We start from the raw sequence: 22,514 nt of genomic DNA, 5'->3' as shown, positions 1-22,514 counted from the left end.
AATTTTTCAACTCCAGCACGTGTATCACTTATTTTCCAGCAAGCGTTTCAAGCAAGTATTGATTTACGATTGCTTTCAATCTTTCTTGTCTTCCTGAACGGTTTTGAATATTACCTAATTGAAGTGCATATTCTTCAAGCTTATGGAAGTTTGCTTTTCCTTCTACAATATCCAATCCAATTCCTTCAGTGTAACTGCTGTAACGATCAGCGACGAAATCTTCCAAAACACGATCTTCTAAAAGTTTCGCAGCTACTTTTAACCCAATTGCAAAGCTATCCATGCCAGCGATATGCGCGTGGAATAAATCTTCAGGCTCAAAAGAACCTCTGCGTACTTTTGCATCGAAGTTAAGACCGCCTTTTCCTAATCCGCCATTAAGTAAAATTTCATACATTGCAAGAGTTGTAGAATACAAGTCTGTAGGAAATTCATCTGTATCCCATCCTATTAATGTATCACCTTGGTTAGCGTCAACAGAACCGAGCATGCCATTAATACGAGCTACACGCAATTCGTGTTCAAATGTATGACCAGCGAGTGTAGCGTGGTTTGCTTCGATGTTAAATTTAAAATATTGATCTAAATCATATTTTTGTAGGAAAGCATGCCCTGTTGCTACATCAAAATCATATTGATGCTTTGTTGGCTCTTTTGGTTTAGGCTCAATTAAAAATTGACCATCAAATCCTATCTCTTTCGCATAATCTACGGCCATGTGGAAGAAGCGTGCCAAATTATCAAGCTCAAGCTTCATATCTGTATTTAGTAGCGTTTCGTATCCTTCACGACCGCCCCAGAATACATAGTTTTCAGCTCCTAGCTCCTTTCCAATTTCTAAGCCTTTCTTTACTTTCGCAGCAGCAAAAGCAAAAACATCTGCATTACTGGAAGTTGCAGCACCATGTACGTATCTTGGATGTGTAAACATATTAGCTGTGTTCCATAGCAATTTTACTTTACTATCTTTCATGTAATCTTTAATCATGGCGGTAATTACATCAAGATGTTCATATGTTTCCTTCAATGTGTCTGCTTCAGGAGCAATATCAGAATCATGGAAACAGAAGAAAGGCACATTTAATTTCTCAAACAATTCAAATGCCGCCTCAACACGCGCCTTTGCAAGGTCAAGCCCATTTAAATGATCCCATGGACGAATGGCTGTTCCAACGCCAAATGGGTCCGTTCCATCAGCAGTGAACGTATGCCAATAAGCGACTGAAAAACGCAGGATTTCTTCCATTGTCTTTCCATTAACCGTTTCTTCAGGATTGTAATACTTAAATGCGAAAGGATTTTTCGATGATGAGCCTTCATACTGAATTTTGCTGATTTCCTCAAAGTAAGCCATATTTTTCCCTCCAAAAGATATTTTATTGATGGCGTTTACAATACTTAATTATGTATATATACCCATCACTTCTTGCCAATAGTATAGCATCTTCTTTTTATCTTTGTCTATCCAATGGACAAAGTATTTTATGATATGATAGTAGAAACTAAATTGTACATTGTATATGGATATAAGGAGAATGGATTTTATGAGCTCGACTTGGAATCAACAATTAATAAAAAAAGAAAATAAAACAATTGTACTTCATTCGATTATTCAATACGCCCCCATTTCCCGTGCGGACATAGCTCTTAGATCGGGCTTGAATAAAGGTACTGTTTCTACACTCGTTGCAGAATTGATTGACGAACAATTAATTATTGAAACAGGTCCGGGAATTTCCAGTGGCGGCAGGCGCCCTGTCATGCTAGTGTTTAACGAGCAGGCTGGATGTACAATTGGCATTGATTTAGGAGTCAATTATATTTTAGGAATTTTAACAGACCTCCAAGGTAATATCCTTGAGAGAAAAATGCAAACATTTATCCCGACATCCTTTGAGCAAACATTAAAATTAATATGTGAAAATATTGAAGAATTAAGGTCTATAGCGCCTAAAACCCCGTATGGAATTGTTGGAATTGGGATTGGCGCACCAGGGATTGTCGATAATAATAGTTCAGTGGTTCTTGCCCCAAATCTAGGTTGGAAAAATTCTTCCATCAAGGGAGTTATCGAAGAGGCCTTCCAAATACCTGTCGTAATTGAAAATGAAGCAAATGCAGGTGCTTACGGAGAAAAAATGTTTGGACTAGGTAAAAATGTGGATAATCTCGTCTATATTAGTACAGGGATTGGGATCGGTACAGGAATTATCATGAATGAGAAACTGTATAGAGGCTCCTCCGGCTTTTCAGGTGAGTTTGGCCATATGACGATAAAAATGAATGGAGAAACATGCCGTTGCGGAAATATCGGCTGCTGGGAGCTATACGCTTCTGAACAATATGTAATTCAAAATGCTGTAAAGCTACAAATAGTTAAGGAAGACAAAGCAAATATTGAACAAATCATTAAACTTGCACAAGATGAGAACGAGCATGCAGTCCAACTTTTAAAAGAAACAGCTGTACACCTTGGGATAGGTATTGTAAATATAGTACATGCACTAAACCCACAAAAAATAATTATTGGTAATCGCTTATCAGGTGCAAAACCTTGGATGGAAGAAACAGTCCAACATTACGTCAAAAACCGGGCAATGACATCCCATCAAACAGAAGTCAAAGTTCAATTTTCGGAGCCAAGTTTTCCAGCAACTGCTTTAGGGGTCGCGGCTTTTTCAGTCGAACATTTTCTAAAAAAGTCACTAGATAAAATAACTTCTTAGGGATCATTATTTATGAGAAAAAATCCAATTTGAATATCAATTGATATTCAAATTGGATTCTTTTTTAAATCAATCTATATTTTCATAGGTTCACCATTATGTTTTATAAAAAATAATTCATCGTCTATTACCTTTTTCTTCTCTAAAATATCCACTAAATTATTTGCAGTCTCTTCAGGAGAACCTGGTGCCTTTTCCCCACCCATATCCGTTCTAATCCATCCCGGATGTATTGCATAAACATTAATATTTTTATCGGATACATAATGCTTTATTTGTTTCGTGAACATATTGAGGGCTGTTTTAGAAATGGCATATGGATAATCTCCGCCATAAGCAGTAGCAATACTTCCCGCATCAGATGAAATATTAATGATTATTTGATTGGTACCTTTATAAAGCAATGGTAAAAAATGTTTGATGACGCGCATCGGACCATATAGAATTACGTTCATCGTCAGTTCCAGTAAGGAAAAATCCAACTCCTCAATTTTGGCATCCCGCTCGTACAAAACGCCAGCATTATTAATAATGGCATCAATTGATTCCCAATTCTCACTTACTTTTGCTGCTGCCATCTCTACCGATTTTTCATCAGATACGTCAAGTTCTATAAGAAAAATTTGATTAGGATATTGCCTAGAAAGATTCTGTAAACTACCATCCGGTTGAGCTCCATTTCTCGCACATGCCAAAACCGTGTGCCCTCTCTCAAGAGCAGCTTTGGAAAGAGCAAGACCGAGTCCCCTATTTGCCCCTGTAACCAAAACTCTCATTCTTTACCTCATTCCTCTCTATATATTTTTATTTATATATTTAAGAAAACGAGAAATATACTCAGTGTTCTTTGCGTTAGCTGGCACACAAATAATTCTTTCTCCATCCTTAACCATGCCGTTAAATAAGCCTATTGCAGAAATATCAATTCCGGTGATATCTTCGTTATTTTCTTTTGAAAAATGCAGATGTTCATTTGGTACCGACCAATCCGTTATTCCACTTGTTTTCTGGAAAGACATTAATTGATTTTGATCGTTCATATTATCAAAGAAATCTTTATCGACAATGAAAAAATCAATATAACCGGCAGAAAGCTCTGCAGCCATTTTCTGCATATCTACGCCTGCCTTCATATCCAATTGATCACTCGAAGAATTGATTGTTTGAATAATGATATTGGATTTATCTCGTTCTTTATCTGTCAAAAATTCATCATATAACTTATCCTTTAACTGATCGATATAATCTGGATCATATATTCCCGCCATAACAACTACATTCAACACAACTTCTTTTTTCGTTACAATGCTATGTACCATAGAAGCAACTAAAATGATAAGGACGATACCGCCGATTATGATAAATTTATAATAATCCCAAATGTATTTCACCTTTTCCGAGGTGGTCATACCTGAAAGTATTTCTTTAAGAGGTTTTTTCACATTCTTCACTTCTTTCTTGGTGTTAATAGAATATGTCCTAATCTACACTGGACAATAACTACAAATCTTTCTTTTTAGAAAATATGCATAGCAACATAGATGACTAACGTTAAGGTAAAAGAGCTAAATAATGTTGTTGCGATGACAGTTTGCGAAGCAAATTCGGGTTCATTATTATACTCTTGGGCAATAATGGAACTGTTTACTGAAGTGGGCATTGCAGTAGAGATAAGCAATGCTTGGGCTAAAATCCCATCCATTCCCAGTAAAAGTAAACCGACTAGAGCAATGATTGGACCTACGATTAAACGATAAAAAATATTTAAATAAAGTGGGATATATGTAAATGATATATTAATATGTGCAATTTGTGCTCCGACTGTTAGTAACGCCATCGCGATTAAAGCATTGGAAATATATGAAATTGACGTAAGAATGAAATTTGGCATAGGGATGGCAAGCACATTAAATAAAATTCCAATAAACATCGCGTAAAACAATGGCATTTTAAAATAGCCTAACACAGCCTTTAACTTTCCACCGTGGACTGATTTTAGAGCAACGACTCCATAGGAAAAAGTAAGGGTATTTTGAAAAGCCATGACTGCAATTTGGATGGACATCGCAAATGGATCTTGTTTAAAAACTAAATCATTTACAGGTATTCCGTAGTTACCGGAATTATAAAATATTACACTGTTAGAAAAAGAAAGCTTCATTTTGTCATTTAATTTACATAGCTTGGCAGTCGCGATACTTAATACATACAATATCACAACAAATCCAAAACTGAACAATATTACTTTTAAAAATATTGATAGAGAGAAAGAGCTTTCATATAGTTTAATAAAAATAAGGGCAGGACTCAAAAAATAAATGTTTATTTTAGCAAGAGTATACAAGTCCAACTGAAAAATCCGTTGCATAATAAATCCGATAGCAATCAAAATAAAAATCGGCAGTATGATATCAATAAAAATAAATAGTAAATTATTCATTCTAATATCTCTTCTTCCATTTTACAAACGTATTTTATTCTAGTTCGACATTTCTCCCTAGATTCCTTCAAATCAATTAACAAAAAGACGCCCGGAGATAGGCGCCTTCATAATTCAAAGTACTTTACTTAAAAACGATTTCGTCCGTTCATGTTGCGGGTTGGAGAATAGCTCATTTGGAACGTTTTCTTCAACAATATATCCATTATCCATAAAAATGACGCGATCCCCTACTTCACGTGCAAATCCCATTTCATGCGTAACGACAATCATCGTCATTCCTTCTTTAGCTAACTGCTTCATAACTTCCAGCACTTCCCCTACCATTTCAGGGTCCAAAGCAGAAGTCGGTTCATCAAACAACATGATCTTCGGCTCCATTGCCAACGCTCTAGCAATTGCGACACGCTGTTTTTGTCCACCCGAAAGTGAATCAGGATAGGCATCAGCTTTATCGGACAAGCCAACTTTCGCTAAAAGTTCTCTCGCCTTTCTTTCTGCTTCCTCTTTTGAGACACCTTTTACATTAATCGGAGCAAGGGTAATGTTCTGAAGAATGTTTTTGTGAGGAAATAAGTTAAAATGCTGAAAAACCATCCCAACATTTTTACGAATTTCATTTATATTTGTCTTTTTATCCGTTAAATCCTTTCCAGTTACAACAACTTGTCCACCGGAAACAGATTCAAGCAAATTCAAGCAACGGATAAAGGTTGATTTACCGGATCCTGATGGACCAATGACGACGACTACTTCCTGCGGTTTAACTTCAAGTGTTATATCTTTTAACACTTCATTCTGTCCAAAAGATTTCTTTAAATGTTTGACGGAGATCATTCGGTTTTCAGTCTCCTTTCAATATAATTCATTAAATAAGTAAGCGATAATGTTAGTACTAAATAAATGATAGAAACGAAAATATAAGGCTCCCATACTCTCATGTATTGAGAACCTGCAACTCGTCCCCAATACATTAATTCAGGTGCAGCAATAATAGCTGCAATTGACGTTTCTTTTAATAATGTAATAAATTCATTTCCAAGTGGTGGAATCATTCGTTTAATGGCCTGTGGGAGAATGACATGCCTCATTGCTTGTGTATGTGTCATCCCAAGGGAACGAGCTGCTTCCGTTTGTCCTCGATCAATAGACTGAATTCCAGCGCGAAAAATTTCAGCAATATAGGCAGCTGAATTTAAAGCCAAAGCGATGATAGCTGAAACAATTGGATTGGCCGGAGACATAAAAAGAGGGATGATGGCAAAATGCATTAAAAGAATTTGGACAAGGAATGGCGTCCCCCTAAAAAAGTTAATATACCACACAAACGGGAAACGAATGAATGATTTACTTGACATCTTTCCTAAACCGATACCCAATCCTAATAAAAGTCCTAACGAAATTCCGGCAATCGTAAATCCAAGAGTCAGTAATGTTCCTTTTATAAATAATGGTAAATAATCAATGATGATATCAAATCGAATATTCCCCATGACAGAGCTCCTCCCTTCTACTAAAAGGTTTGTTTTTAAAAAAACTTTCAAATTCATGTTATTTCACGAAAAGCGGCTGTCTACTGGCAAAGAGCCTGAGGACAGCCACTAATTTAATAATAGAATCTAATTTCTATATAATCAATTGCTAATTATTAATCTTCTTTTAAAGAATCAATATAACTTTTTGCATCCTTTAAAGAATCAAGATTTGGTTCTTCTTCAAACCATTTTTTATAAATTTCCGCATACTTTCCGTTTTCAAACAATTTGTCTAAAGCTTTATCAAAGTCTTCTTTATAAGGGCTGCCTTTTTGGAAAGCAATCCCGTAGTATTCAGGCTTGAAGCGTTCTTTATCTTCTACTGATTGGATGTTGCTATCTGGATTTTGTTTAATATACTCTTCTGCAACAGGCTTGTCTGTTACAGCAGCATCAACACTTCCGCTAAGCAATGCTTGGAACATTAAGCCAGATGATTCATATTTAGAAATGTTTTTGGCATTACTTCCTACAACGGATTCTGCGGCTTCAGCACCAGTGGTTCCGTTTTGAACTCCAATCTTTAGATTTTTTAAATCCTCAGCATTTTTAACTTCTACATTATCTTTAAATAAAATTAAGAAGCCTTCAGACTCATAATATGGATTAGAAAAATCATATGATTTCAAGCGATCTTTTTTAATGGTAATGCCTGACATCCCGATATCCAAATCCTTGCTATCAAGACCGGCAAGCATTGAATCCCAACCAGTATTTTTTATATCAATCTCATAACCTGCTTCTTCACCGAGAGCTTTCAATAACTCAACATCAAATCCTGTAACTTCCCCTTTATCAACGAATTCGAATGGAGGGAATGTTGCTTCGGTACCAACATGTAATACTTTCTTTTCTTTTTCATTACCGCCACTTTTATTTGAATCGTTTTGCGCTGAGCCACATGCAGCTAATAATAATGCTGAACTGGCAACTACCGCAAATAATGATTTTTTGAATGAAATTTTCATTCTGCCAACCCCTTGTAATGTATTCAATATAAGTATAATAGCTTGTATTACACTATATTACAAGAGTTTTTTATATTTTTATTTATATTAATTGCATATTTATTCATTTCATTACAGGCGATTGATATGAACTTCCTTATATTGTTTTACGATTTCCTTGAATAAAATAGATTCCTGTTTTAATTGAGTGTATTTTTCAATTGCTTTTTCGATTCCATCGAACTTGATTGTTTCTTGAATTTGCATTGCTTCAAGATCATCTTCATAATCGAAATGTAATGCGGCTGCTATACCTTTTATTAAATATGTTGGGGTTTCTCCAAATAGTTCTGTATATTGCCTAGCAGGGCCTACTAATCGATCATTGGCTCCAAGTTTTCGGATCGGTGATCTACCGACTCGAGTTACTTCATCATGTATTAATGGATTGGAGAAACGACCGATTATTTTTTGAATATAGTCCTCATGCAATTTTTTATCGAAATGGTATTTTGCAATTAGCAATTTACCTGTCTCTTGTAAGGTTTGCTCAACGAGTGAATGAATTTGTTTATTTTCAAGTACGTTTGCTATCGTTTGTGCACCAGCTAAATATCCAAAATAAGCTGCAGCTGCATGCCCTGTATTCACAGTAAATAATTTTCGTTCAATAAAGGGTGTTAAATCATCAACAAATATTATTCCTTTTACTGGCGGCTTTTCCCCTACAATATTTGTTTCATCTACAATCCATTCATAGAACGGTTCTACTGACACCATTAATAAATCTTCGTTTACTTGATTTGGAACGATACGATCAACTGCGGCATCTAGAAATCCGAAAGAAGCAGAAAAATGATCTTTTTCGATTTCATTTAACTTTTCATATACTTTTTCTTTTAAAAATGTACTGCCGCCGATCATATTTTCACACGCAATGATATTCAGAGGTTTTTCGGAATCTCCAAGACGCCTCTTTAATCCTTCTGCCAAAAGTCCAGCGATATAGGGCAAAATATTAGGTCCAACTGCTGTTGTCACTATATCTGCATTGGCAATCGCTTCAATAGCTGCCTCCTGATTATTTGCACTGTTTATGGCATGTACGTTTTTAACTATCATTTCGTCATGCGATGGATTTGCCAGTTTGACAATATATTGTTTATTTTGATTTAGAGCATCAACGATTTCATTATTTACGTCAATAAAACATGTTTCGAAACCAGATTGGTATAATAAACTGCCGATAAATCCTCTTCCGATATTACCTGCACCAAAATGAACAGCCTTCATATTAATTCACTCCATTAAATAAGGAAATAATTTCCTCTTTAGAATCAGCATTAACTATTTTCATGACATTTTCCTCTTCAGAACATACGATGGCAATATTGGAAAGAATTTCTAAATGTTCATCACCTTTACCAGCAATCCCAATGAGGAGCTTTGCAATATTTCCTCCCCCAAAATCAACACCATCTGGAACTTGGATGATGACAATCCCCGATTTTTTCACATTTTCTTTTGCGTCGTCTGTCCCATGTGGAATCGCAACAAAATTTCCCATATATGTAGAGGTCAACTTTTCTCTCTCTAACATTTTTTCTATATAATCCGTTTCCACATATCCTCTTTCAACGAGAATTTTTCCAGTTAATCGAATCGCTTCCTCCTTTGAAGAAACTTGTTGTTGTAATAGGATATTTTCTGCAGTTAAAATATTTGTAGTCATTCTAAAATCTCCTTAACTCATTGATTTTTTCTTCGGTAAACTGTGCAAATTTCGTTACCATATAGGATTGAATAGCTGTTTCATTAGCAGTTTCAAAAAGCTCAATACTCTTTTCATCTTCAATTATCATAGCGCTAATGTAACTTAGTACTTCTAAGCCTTGTTCATGTAATGAATCAGGTGCCAATAAAAGAAGGATTCGGTTCACTTTTATATTAGTTTGATCCATGGCCTTGATTAGAAGCGGTACTTTAAGATGATAAATTTGAAATACTGGTTTTAAAATATCAGTGTGGCGTGTATGGAATAAGGCGAGTTTAGTCCCAGGTATACCTAAGCCACCTATAGATTCTCTTATAAACAGCGCGTCATCTACAGTTTGAGCATTTTTAAGAATGCCCTTTTCTGTCAATTCCAAGCAAGCTTTATTGATTAAACTATTTATTGTTTCCCTATCATTAGCAGATGTTAAACAAAACCTAGACAGTAAATCGACAGTTACTTCCATGTATAACTGTATATCAGACATTACTTTTGTTATCTCGCTAGGTGATTTTTGTATTTTTGAAGTTGTATTCTGTTTCAATAACAGCTTTTTCCGTACACAGGATTGAACTTGTTTAATTTCTTCCTCTGTCAACATCGGACTTACTTGAATGTATTCTTTCGGACTTTGTGACAAATAAAGTGTAGAAATGATGAGATCTCGTTCATCAATCTGCATTTTGTTCAATTCAAATATTGATAAATTGATGACCTCTTCAATTTCAGGAATTTCTTGATGGAGTCTCGTTGCGAGCATTTTAGATGTACCAATACCACTCGAACAAATTACATATGCCTTTAATTTGCTTTCTTTCCCTAATTGAAGAATGGCCGCACCAAAATGCATGACAAGATATCCAATTTCTTCATCTGGTATAGATAGCTCTGGAAATGTTTGATTTACAGCTGTTCTTACAGTAAGAAATAAATCTGCATAATCTTCCCGAACTTTTTTCAATAAAGGATTTGTTATTCCCATTCTTTGTTGAATTCTATAAAGAGCTGGTTTTAAATGGGTAACAAGACCACTTAATAGTGAAGCGTTACTTGCTAATTCATAGCCGGTCTCATGTTGAACGTACTGAATTAATTGCTTCGCCTTCAATACTGTTTGTAATTCGGATACTTCTAATATATTCCCTTCATCATGCCTGAGCTTTGCACCTTGTAAATGCATCGTTATAAACCCGACTTCGGCGATAGGGATATCGATTTGGAATTTATCTTTTAATTTATCAATTATTTTTACAGCAATTTTATATTCCGATGCATTCTGCAATTCTTCCAAAAATACTTCATCCATTTTTATATTTTCACCTTGCATGACTCGCTCAACTGCTAAAGCAAGATGAACAATAATACCTATATATGCACTATCCGCGATTGGAAATGAAAGTTCAGATTTTATTTCTTGTATAACCTTTTCTACGATTAACAATTTTTCCTTATCGATAAGTTCTAAAAGACGTTCAGATATCATATCTTGGTCATTCGTCGTTTTTTCCAAAGAATTTGATTTTAAAAGCGACATAAAGTCAGCTTCATGCAAGCTTTCAGCAATTAAATAACTCATCGTTCTCCGCTTTGCTGATTCAGAACCTTCAATTTCAACACCGTAACCTCTTCTTCTTACAAGAGATAAATTGAATAGCTCTAATCGCTCTTCCAAATTTGTTAAATCATTGCTAATGGTAGCGATAGTCACTCTCAAATCGTTCGCCAAAGTGGTAAGTTTCACTGGTCCAGATGATTCAAGTAACATACATAGAATCATCGTTTGTCTCTCTTCTACAGTATAGTCACGAATAGTGCTGTAAAATATATTTGATTTTAATTCCTCTATTTTTTCAAGGCTACCTTGTAAAGAAATACCAACACCCGATTTTTTAATAATTTTTATATCATACTCATTCAATGTATTCTCTAAAATGTTTAAATCTCTATGAATAGTCCTTACACTGACACCAATAATTTTTGCTAATTCCTTAACTGTTATTTCATCTTTTCGATCAAGCAAAATATCCAAAATATTTTTTTCTCGAGCAGTAATATACATTTTCCACCACCCTATAGAAATGCGTATGCGCCTTGCAAATCGACGTACAGACCATAGGACGTGACTGATTTTAGTCGACGTTCCTATTTTGGCTTTTGACTTACCTCAGGGAAAAAGTTTGCTAGTCCAAAGGTGCTGAAGCTAGACATTTCTAATTTTTAGATAAATAAATTAGCTGCAGTATAAAAAGCCTGGTCCATTTCTGGAATCAGGCTCTTCCATATTTATTTTTTCAAATTATTAACGAGTTCATCATATCTCGGGCTATTTAAAAAGTTATCGACTGAAATATGTTGTGCATTCGGCAACTTTTCTTTTGCACGATCAGTTAAATCCTTATGTGTTATAACAATATCGGCATCTGCAGGCAAATTATTAATAGATGTATTAGAAACAGAAACATCAATCCCCGCTTTTTGTATTTTATTTTTTAAGATGGATGCCCCCATTGCACTTGAACCCATTCCTGCATCACAAGCAAAAATTATTTTATTAATTTCAGATGAAGTATTAAGAAATTCTGCAGCTCTACTTTCCTTGCCTTTAAGAGCAGATGTCTTTGCAGTTGCCTCAGCAAGATCATCCTCTTCAGTATTTTTCGCTGTTTTTAATATAATAGCAGAAATTATGAATGATACTGCTGTTGCAACAATCACTCCTGCAAAGACCCCTAGATATCCGCCTCTCGGAGTCATCAATGTTAATGCAATGATACTCCCTGGGGACGGCGCTGCTACAAGTCCTGCACCGAATATTAAAAATGTAAATACTCCTGCTGCACCACCTGCAATCGCTGCAAGTATTAAAAGTGGCCTCATCAATACATAAGGGAAATAAATCTCATGAATCCCTCCGAGGAAATGGATGATAGCCGCACCTGGAGCAGATTGCTTTGCCATTCCTTTTCCAAAGAAAATATAGGCTAATAAAATTCCAAAACCTGGACCAGGGTTTGTTTCCAATAAGAATAAAATTGATTTACCAGCATTTGCTGCTTGCTCTATTCCAATTGGGCCCAAAATCCCATGATTTATAGCATTATTTAAGAATAATATCTTCCCTGGCTCAATAAATATACTTGCTAGCGGCAATAAATTTGCATCAACAATCACTTGCACCGCGTTTGCCAATACTTTATTCAATGACGTAACGACAGGACCTATTCCTATATAAGCAAGTACTGTTAAAATACCGCCAATAATCCCCGCAGAAAAATTATTAACGAGCATTTCGAAACCTGATTTTATTTTCCCTTCGAATAGTTTGTCAAATTTCTTAATTGCCCATCCGCCTAAAGGTCCCATAATCATAGCACCTAAAAACATCGGAATATCCGATCCTACAATAACCCCCATCGTAGCTGTAGCACCGACTACACCACCACGAATATCATACACTAAACGCCCACCTGTGAATCCGATTAAAAGTGGAAGCAAAAATGTAATCATCGGCCCTACAAGTTCCGCTAAACTTTCATTCGGAATCCAACCAGTAGGGATAAATAATGCTGTGATAAGACCCCAAGCAATAAATGCACCGATATTCGGCATTATCATACCACTTAAATAACTGCCAAACCTTTGAATTTTCACCTTAAAATCCGGTTTATTGTTACTTTGTTCCACAATAAAATACCCCTTTCTCACTATGAAATATATATGACTTTAGTATTAAGGATAAAGCGTTTGCAGTGGTACAGCAATCAATACTAAACGTTAATTTGTCAATTGTATTGTTGACATAACTAAATTAAGGACGTCATCAGTATGATTTTCATCATACGATAGCGTCCTATTTCTTCTTATACATCCATTGGAATATTTTCCACACGATTATTAGATAAAGGAAATACCCTATTGAGGAATAGCTATGCTTCCATTTTTCACTATGAAGAAATAAGCCTAAATGTTCCGAAACTTGTTCACCTATAGGGACTAAAAAACAAATCATTATTATTACTATGAATCTTTCTAATCTGTTTATTTTCTTCATTATGAATAAATACAACCATGTGACAGCTGGAAGGATGCACAATGTAAAACCTATATTAATAGAAAATGTATTTGGAAACGGACGGATTGGGAACTCGTAATAATTATTTTTGACAAAATATAAATCTAATGAAGAACCGATTAATATTGCAAAAATGATTATAATGAAATACGCATTATATCTATTTAAAGATAAGATTCTTTGCCATTGCTGCGAGTTCAAGTTTTTCCAAGGCATCACAGTAGTCACCTTCAATTTCACCGTTAAATTTCTGGTCATCTTGTTTCAAATAATGAATCACATTCCAATGTGTAAACCAGTCACCCACTTCTGCTTTGGGGTGCTTAACATTCGCCCACGCTATTTTAAGTACTGGACTATACAATTTCGGCTCACCACTTTTTAATTTGCATTTATTTAGACGCCGTGTGTATTTTCCAGGTACCCCTTCATTAATATCATTAAAGACATCCTTCCAATAATCTTTTCGCGATCCTGTATGTGGATTGGAAATGGCCCAATAGAAAAATTTCTCGAATTGCTCTCTGTCATGAAAAAGGATTCGATATAATCTTTTTCCAAGCATGATTCTTTCATGCAGTGAATCAAATTGTTGGAGAGTCTGCCCCAATAAGGCAATCGTTTTATCATCATAAAAAGGAAATAAAATATGATTAACAGATAAAAAGTCTTGTAATAAAAACTGAAGCGAATTCAATACTTTATCTTTATATTTTGGATTATGGATAATCCGATGCTCCAAATAGCTTTGTTCATTTATAACTTGAGCGATGGCAAGAACGTAGCGATCCTGGAAACTCCAATAAAACTCCCAAATGACTTCCATAAAAACCGATACGTTTAAATACGGTAACAGATAAAATAAATTTTTATTTCTTTTTACACTCTCCGAATACAATAAAAATTGCGGAAATGCATCCTGAAAAATCAACCAATTTCCACGCTCCAAAAATGAAAAAAACACATTTTTTGTTTCATCATTCATAAGTTTGGAAACAATATCTCCTTTTAAATCAGTCATATTCCAGCCGCCATTTCTTGAGACCATATGACCTAGAAATGCCCAATGAATATCTGGGTAGCTACAAAAAAAATCAAGATAAGCTTTTGTTCTCGTTACGTTATTGACATTCCATCGGGCTGTTTGGAGACGAATAGTTTCCAGTATTCCCTTTTCTTCCAACGTCAAGAACTTCTCGTTAACGGGGATCCTCCTTTGCTTTTTGATTAATTCGGATTTTAATAGCATTAGTTTTTCAGGAATACGTTTAGTCTTTTTCAGAAATAAAATAATGGATCACCCCCATAGAGAGTCCTTTCTTTTTTTTGTGGAATATGTATATGGATATAGACCTATAAGGGAGTTGTTATTGTGAAGAAGCATCATGTAAATCAACATCTTAAACATATTGTAAATACACTTCATAATGACCAATTGTCAGATGGATCTTGGGGTTATCCATTTGATACCGGGATATCGACAGATGCTTACATGATTATTTTATTAAGAACATTAGGAATAAATGATGAAGAGTTAATCATGGAATTAACAGAAAGAATTTTAAGCAAGCAAGAAAAAAATGGTTCATGGAAGTTATTTTACGATGAGGATGAGGGAAATGTGACCCCGACCGCAGAGTCCTATTATGCACTTCTTTACTCAGGGTATTATACAAAAAAAGATGAACCACTACGTAAGGCGAAGGAATATATAGTAGCACATGGCGGTATTGAAAAGGCGCATATGTTTACGAAAGTCATGCTTGCATTGACCGGACAAACTCCAAAAACGACTCACTTCCCAATACCTGTAGAATTCATACTTTTACCTCCTTCTTTTCCAATTAACTTTTTTGATATTTCCTCATTTGGAAGGGCTAATTTAGCACCGCTGATGATTTTAGGAGCTAATAAGTATAGTAAAAAAACAAAAAAGAGCCCCGATTTATCAGATTTATATGTTTCAAGATCTGAAGACTTATTCGATTGGACAGAAACTCGAGAATCAAAAAGCTTTTTTTCAACCATTGAACAAGGGATTAAAAGTATAATTGGATTACCTCAGCATATACACTCTCTAGCTATCCAACGGGCAAAACAATATATGCTTGATCGTATAGAACCTGATGGAACTTTTTATAGTTATTTCAGCGCTACGTTTTTAATGATTTTTGCTTTAATGTCGCTAGGACATTCACGGAAAGATCCTCTCATCGTCAAAGCAGTCAGAGGGTTAAAGGCGATGAAATGCAAAATTGACGGGCATACACACATGCAATATACTACAGCCAACGTTTGGAACACTTCATTAATCAGTTTTACTCTGCAAAGAGCCGGGGTTGCTACAGACGATCTAACGTTAGTTAAAGCAAATGAATATTTACTTAGCAGACAGCAAGATAAATATGGAGATTGGGCCATTCATAATCCGGGGATTCCTCCAGGAGGATGGGGCTTTTCAGATATTAATACAATTGAACCAGATGTTGATGATACGACAGCATCGTTAAGAGCTATTTCCCCTTATGTTCAACAGCATTCACGATATCGTCATTCATGGGATAAAGGCGTATATTGGGTGACCTCTATGCAAAATTCAGATGGTGGTTGGCCCGCCTTTGAAAAAAATGTAGACAAAAAAATATTTAACCTATTACCAATTGAAGGAGCAAGATTTTTACTGGCGGACCCGAGCAGTGCCGATTTAACAGGTAGGACACTTGAATTTCTTGGATACTATACGAACATGCCTAAGAATACAAAAATGATAGATAGAGGGAAAGAATGGATATTGAATAATCAAGAAAAAGATGGATCATGGTATGGGCGCTGGGGAATTTGTTATATTTACGGAACATGGGCCGCGATAACGGGTCTAATGGCATTAGGAGAAGATGGGAGTAACCCTACCATTCAAAAAGCTGTAAATTGGCTAAAGTCCATACAAAATAAGGACGGCGGTTGGGGCGAGTCATGCAAAAGCGATACCAACAATACGTATACCCCTTTAAGAGCAAGCAATGTAACGCAATCAGCTTGGGCAGTAGATACATTGATTTCAGTCCACGATAAACCAACTCCTGAAATCCAAGCTGGTATCAGGTATTTAATGGAGGCCATTTATAAAGACGACTGGACTGTTGACTATCCGGTCGGTCAAGGAATGGGTGGTGGATTCTACATTCATTATCATAGCTATAAATACATTTTTCCGCTATTAGCATTGGCTAATTATGAGAGGAAATATTAATTTTGTATACTCGCCTTAACCATTAAGCAAAAAGGCTTAAATATTCTCTAGGCTGACTATAATAAAAAACAGTAAGGGGCTGTCCAAAAACGTATTAATCGACTTTGGTGATGCTCCTTCTTTTTATTTAATTGGCTCTGCTAATCCGGACTGTTGATTTCCGCTACAGGTGTTCGCTTTCCGCGGGCGGTATGGGGAGCTTCCTCGGCGCCTTAGCGCGTTGTCTAGCTCCGGCTCCTAGCGTCTAACGAACGAGTCCTTCCCTCCCCTAAGATAAGTCAACATCGGTTCGTTCCTCACCGTGTTTCCTTTATCTCAGTGCGGGAAAGTCTCCCGTTCGTACGACGCTGAACAGTCGCCTCCGCTTTTCTAATCTGAGGGATTTCCCCTGCCCCGTATTCCCGCGACGGACAGGACGTCCTAGTGTCGGCGTTGGCCACAGGACGTGGCCACCTTTAGCCGACCAGGAGTCTCACACCTTCCGCTACAATCAACATTGTGCCAATATCAATTATGTGCTTTTTAATGGAGAAAAACTACATATTTTTCCTCACTTGAATTATTATTGAGTGTGATTTTTATTAATCTTTAACCAAATAAAATAAATTCAATAGTTTGATAGATTAGATGACTAATCTTTTTAAAAATTCTACAGTAAAGTCTATTCCCTTTTCTCCTAGCTCTCCTTCCCAAACATGAGAGTGCGGCTCAATGCTTAATCCTCCTTCGTATCCTTTAGCATAGAGAATAGCCATAAAAGTATTCCAGTCTGTTTGATCTAAACCTGCTGGTGGATCGTCAAATCTTTTTCCGTCTATAATAACAGACCCTTTAATATGAACATGGTTAAAACGATGTCCCCAATCTCTCATCTCTTTTAAGTAGTCGCGACCTCCGTATCGAGAATGTGATGGGTCAAACTTGATTCTTAATTCTGGTAAATAACCGTGAATAATAGTCCAAGCCATTTCATTATCTACAAAATTATTCCAATCACAATTATATGTAGAGATCTTTACTCCCTTCTCTTTCCCATATGCGATAAGCTTTGAAAAATATGCAATTGCGGCATTAACATTTTCATAATAAGAAATTTCTTTACGATAATTACATCCACAAACAAAATTTTCACAATTTAACTTCTGAGCAGCATCAATCAATTGATATGATTTTTGTAATTCTCCTTCGATTATTTTACCTACAGGATCAATTCGATCTGAACCCCATCTGCCAATAGACTGAACTCCAACATTGTACTTTTGCATCCAATCGGCTATTTTTGGGAGTTCATTCAAAAAATGATCAACATCACTCTCTACATTTATACTAAACTCTACAAATTCCAATCCCTTTTCGCTAGCTTTCTTAAAAGTTTCTTCTATTGGTAATCCCAGCAATCCAATTTTCATAAAAACGCCACCTTTTCATTTTGTTAAATAATATCTGAGTTAAGAGTTTTATTATCACATCATTCTTTATTACCTGTATTTGCAAAACCATCCATAAATTGTCTTTGGAAGATAAAATAAACAATAATCATTGGAATCGTTAAAAACATAGCGCCAGCCATTACTTGGTGAGGGAATGAGTAATACTGATTTGATAATGTAGAAAGACCTACAGGTAAAGTATAAATATCTTGACTTGATGAAAGTAGGCTTGGCCATAAGAAACTATTCCAGTTTCCCATAAAAGTTAGAATAATTAATGTTAATATAGGAGCTTTTGCTAATGGCATAGCAATTTTAAAGAATATTTTAATTCTTGATAATCCGTCTATTTCTGCTGCTTCTTCAATTGAAGTTGGAATTGCTAAAAAAAATTGCCTCATTAAAAAGGTATTGAAACTTGAAAATAAAAATGGAATTGATAAACCGGCTAATGTGTTGACTAAACCTAATTTCGTCAGCAGCATAAATGTCGGTATCATTGTTACTTGCCCTGGAATCATCATAATACCAATTATGGTAAGGAATAATATATTTTTCCCAGGGAAATCAATTCTTGCCAAGGCATACCCTGCCATTGCGTTAATATAAACATTTCCAACCGTAACAACTACTGCAACAATAATACTATTTATATACCATTTCCAAATAGGATGGCTTTGTGCCATTTCTATATAATTATTAAAGCTTAAATTAGAAAAATCTAACGTAAATTTAAAAACGTCACCCGCTGGTCTCAAAGATGCATAAAATGACCAAATGAAAGGAAATATGGAGATTAATGCATATCCAATCGTAATCGTATAAAATATAGCCTTCGCATAAGAGATTTTAAGTTTGGTCTTATTATTTAAATCACTAAGCATAAATAATACTCCTTTTTATCTTGGCGTACCTTCATCAAAAAACTTTTTCTGTAAAACGGTTAATGTGAAAATTAATATAAACAATACAAAAGCAGCAGCCGAAGCATATCCAGCCTGATTCTCTCCGAAAGCTTTATTATATAAATACAAAACAACCGTCATAGTCGAATTTAATGGACCACCTGAACCTCGAGATATAATATACGCTTGGTCAAAGATTTGCAAAGTTCCAATTAACCCAATTATTACAACAAAAAATGTTTTTTCCTTTAAAAGTGGAACGGTTATATAAAAAAATTGCTGAATGGCTGAAGCACCATCAATCCTTGATGATTCATAAACAGAAGTAGGTATATCCTGAAGCCCTGCTAAGTATATAAGCATATTTACGCCTACACCCGCCCAAACGGACAATATGATAATGAGATATAGGGCATAATGGGGATCTGCGAACCAGCTTACAGGATCAAAGCCAAATATTGACAAAAATTTATTAGCAATTCCATTTCGGTTAAATAGAAACATGAATATTGCTGAAATTGCCACCATGGAAGTAATAGAAGGCAAGTAATAGGAGACCCTAAAGAAGGTTCTTCCTTTAATATTTTGATTAGCCACAACAGCTAATAATAATGATAATACTGTTTGGAGCGGAACAACGTAAAAAGAGAACTTAAATGTATTATATAAAGCCTTTCTAAAGACTGGATCTTCAAACAAATTAAAATAATTTTTTAAACCTATAAATTTTGCTTGTTCTGGTTTTAATAGATTATGGTCTTGAAAGCTTAATATAAATGCATATAAAATAGGTCCAATTAAGAATACTAGTAAATAAAAAACAGCAGGAGTAATTAATATATAAGCAGCCATTATCTCTTGTTTTCTTTTATGACTTATAACTTTTGGGTATTTTCGACTCATTTTACCATCCTCTTTGTAATAAAATAGAGGAAACATTCATAAGTTTCCTCTATTTTATTTCTCTTTCTTACTGCCCTATCTTTTCGAGTTCAGCGTCCAGTTCTTTTTGCACTTCATCTAAAACAGTTTGAGTATCTGCTTTATCATCTAATAGTAAACTCTCTGCTGCATCGTTCATTGCTTTAATGACAACTGGACTAATCATCCCGTACGAAAATGCAGAAGATTCCTGAACTGCATCAATAAATGCTTGTTTAACAGGATACTTTTCTAAAAATCCATCTTTTAAAGATTTTCTTGCCGGTATGACTCCGCCATTTCCTTGTTCAACCTTAGCCAATATCCCTCTTTCACTCGCTATAAACTTTAGGAACTCTGTAGCTGCTTCTTTATTTTTTGTACTATTCGAAACAGAAAAACTACCTGTAAATGCCATACTTGCATATTCTTTACTCATTGGAATTTGGGCAATTCCATATTTTAAATTAGGATCTAATTCTTCAATATATCCAGACATCCAGTTTCCTTCAATTGTCATAGCTGCTAACCCTTGGGCAAAAGCGTCTCCATCCCAGCCTACCCCTAAATCTGCTGGAGTAGATGCAATTCCTTTTTTAAATAATGAAATCCAATACTCAAGCGCTTCTACATTTTCTTTCGAGTTAACTTTTGGTTTATCGCCATCCATCATTGAACCACCATTGGAATAAAATAAAGGCTGGAAACGTGGCAATTCATTTTGAAGCACTAAACCTTTAACATTGTCACTAGTCAATTTTGTTGCTGCCTCTACAAGTTCTTCCCAAGTTTTAGGAACCTGAACTCCAGCTTCTTCTAACATTGTTTCATTATAGAAAAGAGCTAATGTATTGTAGTCAATCGGCAATCCATATAATTGATCCTGATATGTAGTTGCCTGAAGTAGATTTTCTTCAAAATCATCAAGGTCATAGTCACCCATAAAATCATCCAGAGGCAACAATTTATTCGCATCTACCATACTCGGAAAAAGTTGTGGATCAAGCGATATAATATCTGGTTCAGTGTTAGAAGCCATTTGAGTTTTTATCGAATCATTATAATCACCAGAAATAGGCTCTCCCTTAATCTTTATATCTTCATGATCATTATTAAATTCATCAATCAATTCCTCCATGAACTTCCCAGCAGCAACATCTCCTGCAGGATAACCGACTCTCACTTCAACAGCTTTATTACCTTCATTTTTTGAAGAATTAGATGAATTGGATGTTGGATTTTTTGAACAACCAATCATAATAATCGATAATGCAACCAAAGATAAAACCATTAATATCGTTCTTTTCAAATTCATTAATAAATTCCCCCTCGTTTTATTTTTAATATCAATATGAACACTAAATATTAAAGTCGACCACCCCCTCCAAAACGTTTCGGATTTTTAATACAGTATTCCGTTACCGTTTATACATACTTAGTAATCTATCTACTCTTAGTTGATTCTCTTACTTTTAACTCTGTATCTAGATAAATCCCATGTACTCCTTCTCTATTTTCCAACATTTCCAATAAAAGCTTAGCAGCTTGATAACCCATCTCAAATTTATCTTGCGCGATTGTGGTTAGTGGTGGTGTTACATAGGAAGCTAATAATATATCGTCAAATCCAATAATAGAAAGCTCATCAGGAACACTAATTCCAAGATTTTTTGCCGCTTTCATAGTCCCAAAAGCCATTAGATCACTAGCACAAAATATAGCTGTAATTTCAGGGTTTTTTGTTAATAAATATGTAGCAACTCTCTCCGCCACACTCTCCTCAAACTCTCCGTTAACAATCCATTCCCAATTAACAGCAATATCTGCTTCGTTCAGTGCTTCTAAATACCCTTCAAGTCTTGATTGGCTTACAAAAGCAAAATTATGCCCATTCATCATCGCGATATTTTTATGTCCTAGGCCAATTAGATATTCTGTAGCCTTTTTAGCTCCCAGAACATTATCAGTTGTTACATATCCTACGGTTGAGGATTTAATGGGAATATCAATCAATACACACGGGATATCGCTTTCAACGACTTCTTTTAAATATGGATCTTCTGTTTTCATTCCCTGTAGTATTACCCCATCTACTTTTCTTTCTCGGATTAGTTGAGAATATGTTTTTTCTCGTTGTTTAGTAGAATTTGTGCTAAACAGTATAAGGTCGTAGTCTGTATAAGCTACATAATCATCAATTCCTGCTAGAATTTCCACCATAAAATCATCTTTAATCATCCCTTTATGGATTCCGGAAATAAGAAGACCTATCGTTTTCGATTTGTTCATCACTAAACTACGTGCAAGGGTATTTGGACTATAGTTCAATTCCTTTGCAATAAGTTCTATTTTTTTTCTTGTTTTTTCACTTACATCCGAATATCCGTTCAATGCCCTCGAGACAGTTGTTACGGATACACCGGCAACTTTTGCTATATCTTTTATAGTAGTCAATTAACTTCCCCCAAAACGTTTCGGTAAATAAACTTTACAACAAAATGAAAACGATTGCAA

The 22,514-nt window shown here is 35.3% G+C and carries 20 protein-coding genes; 2 read left to right on the top strand and 18 right to left on the bottom strand.

Going from position 1 to position 22,514, the window contains the following annotated elements; all coding sequences use genetic code 11:
* Window positions 1-28 precede the first annotated feature (28 nt).
* Window positions 29-1,354, bottom strand: a complete 1,326-nt coding sequence (gene xylA / locus KHA97_RS01605; protein ID WP_213123007.1) for a xylose isomerase — start codon at window positions 1,352-1,354, stop codon at window positions 29-31.
* Between the two features lie 190 nt (window positions 1,355-1,544).
* Here xylA and KHA97_RS01600 point away from each other — a divergent pair, with 190 nt between their 5' ends.
* Entirely contained in the window at window positions 1,545-2,726 is a 1,182-nt protein-coding gene (locus tag KHA97_RS01600; RefSeq protein WP_213123006.1) for an ROK family transcriptional regulator, read from the top strand.
* Window positions 2,727-2,800: 74 nt separating this feature from the next.
* Here the strand turns inward: KHA97_RS01600 and KHA97_RS01595 are convergent, their stop codons facing one another.
* The 12 genes from KHA97_RS01595 to KHA97_RS01545 all read right to left on the bottom strand — a co-directional run bounded on the left by KHA97_RS01595 (window position 2,801) and on the right by KHA97_RS01545 (window position 14,743).
* Window positions 2,801-3,502, bottom strand: a complete 702-nt coding sequence (locus KHA97_RS01595) for an SDR family oxidoreductase (protein WP_213123005.1) — start codon at window positions 3,500-3,502, stop codon at window positions 2,801-2,803.
* 18 nt (window positions 3,503-3,520) lie between these two features.
* Complete coding sequence (locus KHA97_RS01590; protein ID WP_213123004.1) at window positions 3,521-4,168, bottom strand: hypothetical protein; 648 nt, start codon at window positions 4,166-4,168, stop codon at window positions 3,521-3,523.
* Window positions 4,169-4,242: 74 nt separating this feature from the next.
* Window positions 4,243-5,166, bottom strand: a complete 924-nt coding sequence (locus KHA97_RS01585; RefSeq protein WP_213123003.1) for an AEC family transporter — start codon at window positions 5,164-5,166, stop codon at window positions 4,243-4,245.
* 114 nt (window positions 5,167-5,280) lie between these two features.
* Window positions 5,281-6,003, bottom strand: a complete 723-nt coding sequence (locus tag KHA97_RS01580; RefSeq protein WP_213123002.1) for an amino acid ABC transporter ATP-binding protein — start codon at window positions 6,001-6,003, stop codon at window positions 5,281-5,283.
* Window positions 6,000-6,659: an amino acid ABC transporter permease gene (locus KHA97_RS01575; RefSeq protein ID WP_213123001.1), complete on the bottom strand. Its 660-nt coding sequence runs from the start codon at window positions 6,657-6,659 to the stop codon at window positions 6,000-6,002. The genes KHA97_RS01580 and KHA97_RS01575 overlap by 4 nt, the downstream gene beginning before the upstream one ends.
* Before the next feature lie 155 nt (window positions 6,660-6,814).
* Complete coding sequence (locus KHA97_RS01570) at window positions 6,815-7,669, bottom strand: basic amino acid ABC transporter substrate-binding protein (protein WP_213123000.1); 855 nt, start codon at window positions 7,667-7,669, stop codon at window positions 6,815-6,817.
* 111 nt (window positions 7,670-7,780) lie between these two features.
* Window positions 7,781-8,941 carry a mannitol-1-phosphate 5-dehydrogenase gene (locus tag KHA97_RS01565; protein ID WP_213122999.1) on the bottom strand — a complete coding sequence of 387 codons (1,161 nt, stop codon included), beginning with the start codon at window positions 8,939-8,941 and terminating at the stop codon, window positions 7,781-7,783.
* A gap of 1 nt (window position 8,942) precedes the next feature.
* On the bottom strand, window positions 8,943-9,380 hold the full coding sequence (locus KHA97_RS01560) for a PTS sugar transporter subunit IIA (RefSeq protein WP_213122998.1): 438 nt from the start codon (window positions 9,378-9,380) through the stop codon (window positions 8,943-8,945).
* Window position 9,381: 1 nt separating this feature from the next.
* A complete protein-coding gene (locus KHA97_RS01555; RefSeq protein WP_213122997.1) occupies window positions 9,382-11,481 on the bottom strand; it encodes a BglG family transcription antiterminator in 2,100 nt (699 codons plus the stop codon).
* A 224-nt stretch (window positions 11,482-11,705) separates the two neighbouring features.
* Window positions 11,706-13,037, bottom strand: coding sequence for a PTS mannitol transporter subunit IICB (locus KHA97_RS01550; RefSeq protein ID WP_233713357.1), 1,332 nt, complete (start codon window positions 13,035-13,037; stop codon window positions 11,706-11,708).
* 235 nt (window positions 13,038-13,272) lie between these two features.
* Window positions 13,273-13,710 carry a CBO0543 family protein gene (locus KHA97_RS24555; RefSeq protein WP_407657969.1) on the bottom strand — a complete coding sequence of 146 codons (438 nt, stop codon included), beginning with the start codon at window positions 13,708-13,710 and terminating at the stop codon, window positions 13,273-13,275.
* Window positions 13,655-14,743, bottom strand: a complete 1,089-nt coding sequence (locus KHA97_RS01545) for a DUF2515 family protein (protein ID WP_213122996.1) — start codon at window positions 14,741-14,743, stop codon at window positions 13,655-13,657. Before KHA97_RS01545 ends, KHA97_RS24555 begins: the two co-directional genes overlap by 56 nt.
* Before the next feature lie 123 nt (window positions 14,744-14,866).
* Between KHA97_RS01545 and shc the strand changes: the two genes are divergently transcribed.
* Complete coding sequence (gene shc / locus KHA97_RS01540; RefSeq protein ID WP_213122995.1) at window positions 14,867-16,744, top strand: squalene--hopene cyclase; 1,878 nt, start codon at window positions 14,867-14,869, stop codon at window positions 16,742-16,744.
* Between the two features lie 623 nt (window positions 16,745-17,367).
* Here the strand turns inward: shc and KHA97_RS01535 are convergent.
* The 5 genes from KHA97_RS01535 to KHA97_RS01515 all read right to left on the bottom strand — a co-directional run bounded on the left by KHA97_RS01535 (window position 17,368) and on the right by KHA97_RS01515 (window position 22,454).
* Window positions 17,368-18,153: a sugar phosphate isomerase/epimerase family protein gene (locus KHA97_RS01535; protein WP_213122994.1), complete on the bottom strand. Its 786-nt coding sequence runs from the start codon at window positions 18,151-18,153 to the stop codon at window positions 17,368-17,370.
* Window positions 18,154-18,212: 59 nt separating this feature from the next.
* Window positions 18,213-19,058, bottom strand: coding sequence for a carbohydrate ABC transporter permease (locus tag KHA97_RS01530; protein WP_213122993.1), 846 nt, complete (start codon window positions 19,056-19,058; stop codon window positions 18,213-18,215).
* A 15-nt stretch (window positions 19,059-19,073) separates the two neighbouring features.
* On the bottom strand, window positions 19,074-19,982 hold the full coding sequence (locus KHA97_RS01525; RefSeq protein ID WP_213122992.1) for a carbohydrate ABC transporter permease: 909 nt from the start codon (window positions 19,980-19,982) through the stop codon (window positions 19,074-19,076).
* A 67-nt stretch (window positions 19,983-20,049) separates the two neighbouring features.
* Window positions 20,050-21,315, bottom strand: coding sequence for an ABC transporter substrate-binding protein (locus tag KHA97_RS01520; protein ID WP_213122991.1), 1,266 nt, complete (start codon window positions 21,313-21,315; stop codon window positions 20,050-20,052).
* Between the two features lie 128 nt (window positions 21,316-21,443).
* Window positions 21,444-22,454, bottom strand: coding sequence for a LacI family DNA-binding transcriptional regulator (locus KHA97_RS01515; protein WP_213122990.1), 1,011 nt, complete (start codon window positions 22,452-22,454; stop codon window positions 21,444-21,446).
* Window positions 22,455-22,514 lie beyond the last annotated feature (60 nt).

Source organism: Lederbergia citri (assembly GCF_018343625.1).
In the GTDB taxonomy this organism is placed as follows: domain Bacteria; phylum Bacillota; class Bacilli; order Bacillales; family Bacillaceae_C; genus Lederbergia; species Lederbergia citri.
The sequence above is the reverse complement of the archived record's forward strand: the minus strand, read 5'-3'. Positions and strand labels throughout refer to the sequence as shown.

Excerpts from the sequence above, each read along its gene's own strand:
- KHA97_RS01530 (WP_213122993.1), bottom strand. The coding sequence starts at position 19,058 with ATGCTTAGTGATTTAAATAATAAGACCAAACTTAAAATCTCTTATGCG.
- KHA97_RS01555 (WP_213122997.1), bottom strand. The coding sequence starts at position 11,481 with ATGTATATTACTGCTCGAGAAAAAAATATTTTGGATATTTTGCTTGAT.
- KHA97_RS01550 (WP_233713357.1), bottom strand. The coding sequence starts at position 13,037 with ATGATAATGCCGAATATCGGTGCATTTATTGCTTGGGGTCTTATCACA.
- KHA97_RS24555 (WP_407657969.1), bottom strand. The coding sequence starts at position 13,710 with ATGCCTTGGAAAAACTTGAACTCGCAGCAATGGCAAAGAATCTTATCT.
- KHA97_RS01575 (WP_213123001.1), bottom strand. The coding sequence starts at position 6,659 with ATGGGGAATATTCGATTTGATATCATCATTGATTATTTACCATTATTT.
- KHA97_RS01560 (WP_213122998.1), bottom strand. The coding sequence starts at position 9,380 with ATGACTACAAATATTTTAACTGCAGAAAATATCCTATTACAACAACAA.
- KHA97_RS01565 (WP_213122999.1), bottom strand. The coding sequence starts at position 8,941 with ATGAAGGCTGTTCATTTTGGTGCAGGTAATATCGGAAGAGGATTTATC.
- KHA97_RS01535 (WP_213122994.1), bottom strand. The coding sequence starts at position 18,153 with ATGAAAATTGGATTGCTGGGATTACCAATAGAAGAAACTTTTAAGAAA.
- KHA97_RS01580 (WP_213123002.1), bottom strand. The coding sequence starts at position 6,003 with ATGATCTCCGTCAAACATTTAAAGAAATCTTTTGGACAGAATGAAGTG.
- KHA97_RS01595 (WP_213123005.1), bottom strand. The coding sequence starts at position 3,502 with ATGAGAGTTTTGGTTACAGGGGCAAATAGGGGACTCGGTCTTGCTCTT.
- xylA (WP_213123007.1), bottom strand. The coding sequence starts at position 1,354 with ATGGCTTACTTTGAGGAAATCAGCAAAATTCAGTATGAAGGCTCATCA.
- KHA97_RS01600 (WP_213123006.1), top strand. The coding sequence starts at position 1,545 with ATGAGCTCGACTTGGAATCAACAATTAATAAAAAAAGAAAATAAAACA.
- KHA97_RS01525 (WP_213122992.1), bottom strand. The coding sequence starts at position 19,982 with ATGAGTCGAAAATACCCAAAAGTTATAAGTCATAAAAGAAAACAAGAG.
- KHA97_RS01585 (WP_213123003.1), bottom strand. The coding sequence starts at position 5,166 with ATGAATAATTTACTATTTATTTTTATTGATATCATACTGCCGATTTTT.
- KHA97_RS01545 (WP_213122996.1), bottom strand. The coding sequence starts at position 14,743 with ATGCTATTAAAATCCGAATTAATCAAAAAGCAAAGGAGGATCCCCGTT.
- KHA97_RS01570 (WP_213123000.1), bottom strand. The coding sequence starts at position 7,669 with ATGAAAATTTCATTCAAAAAATCATTATTTGCGGTAGTTGCCAGTTCA.
- KHA97_RS01520 (WP_213122991.1), bottom strand. The coding sequence starts at position 21,315 with ATGAATTTGAAAAGAACGATATTAATGGTTTTATCTTTGGTTGCATTA.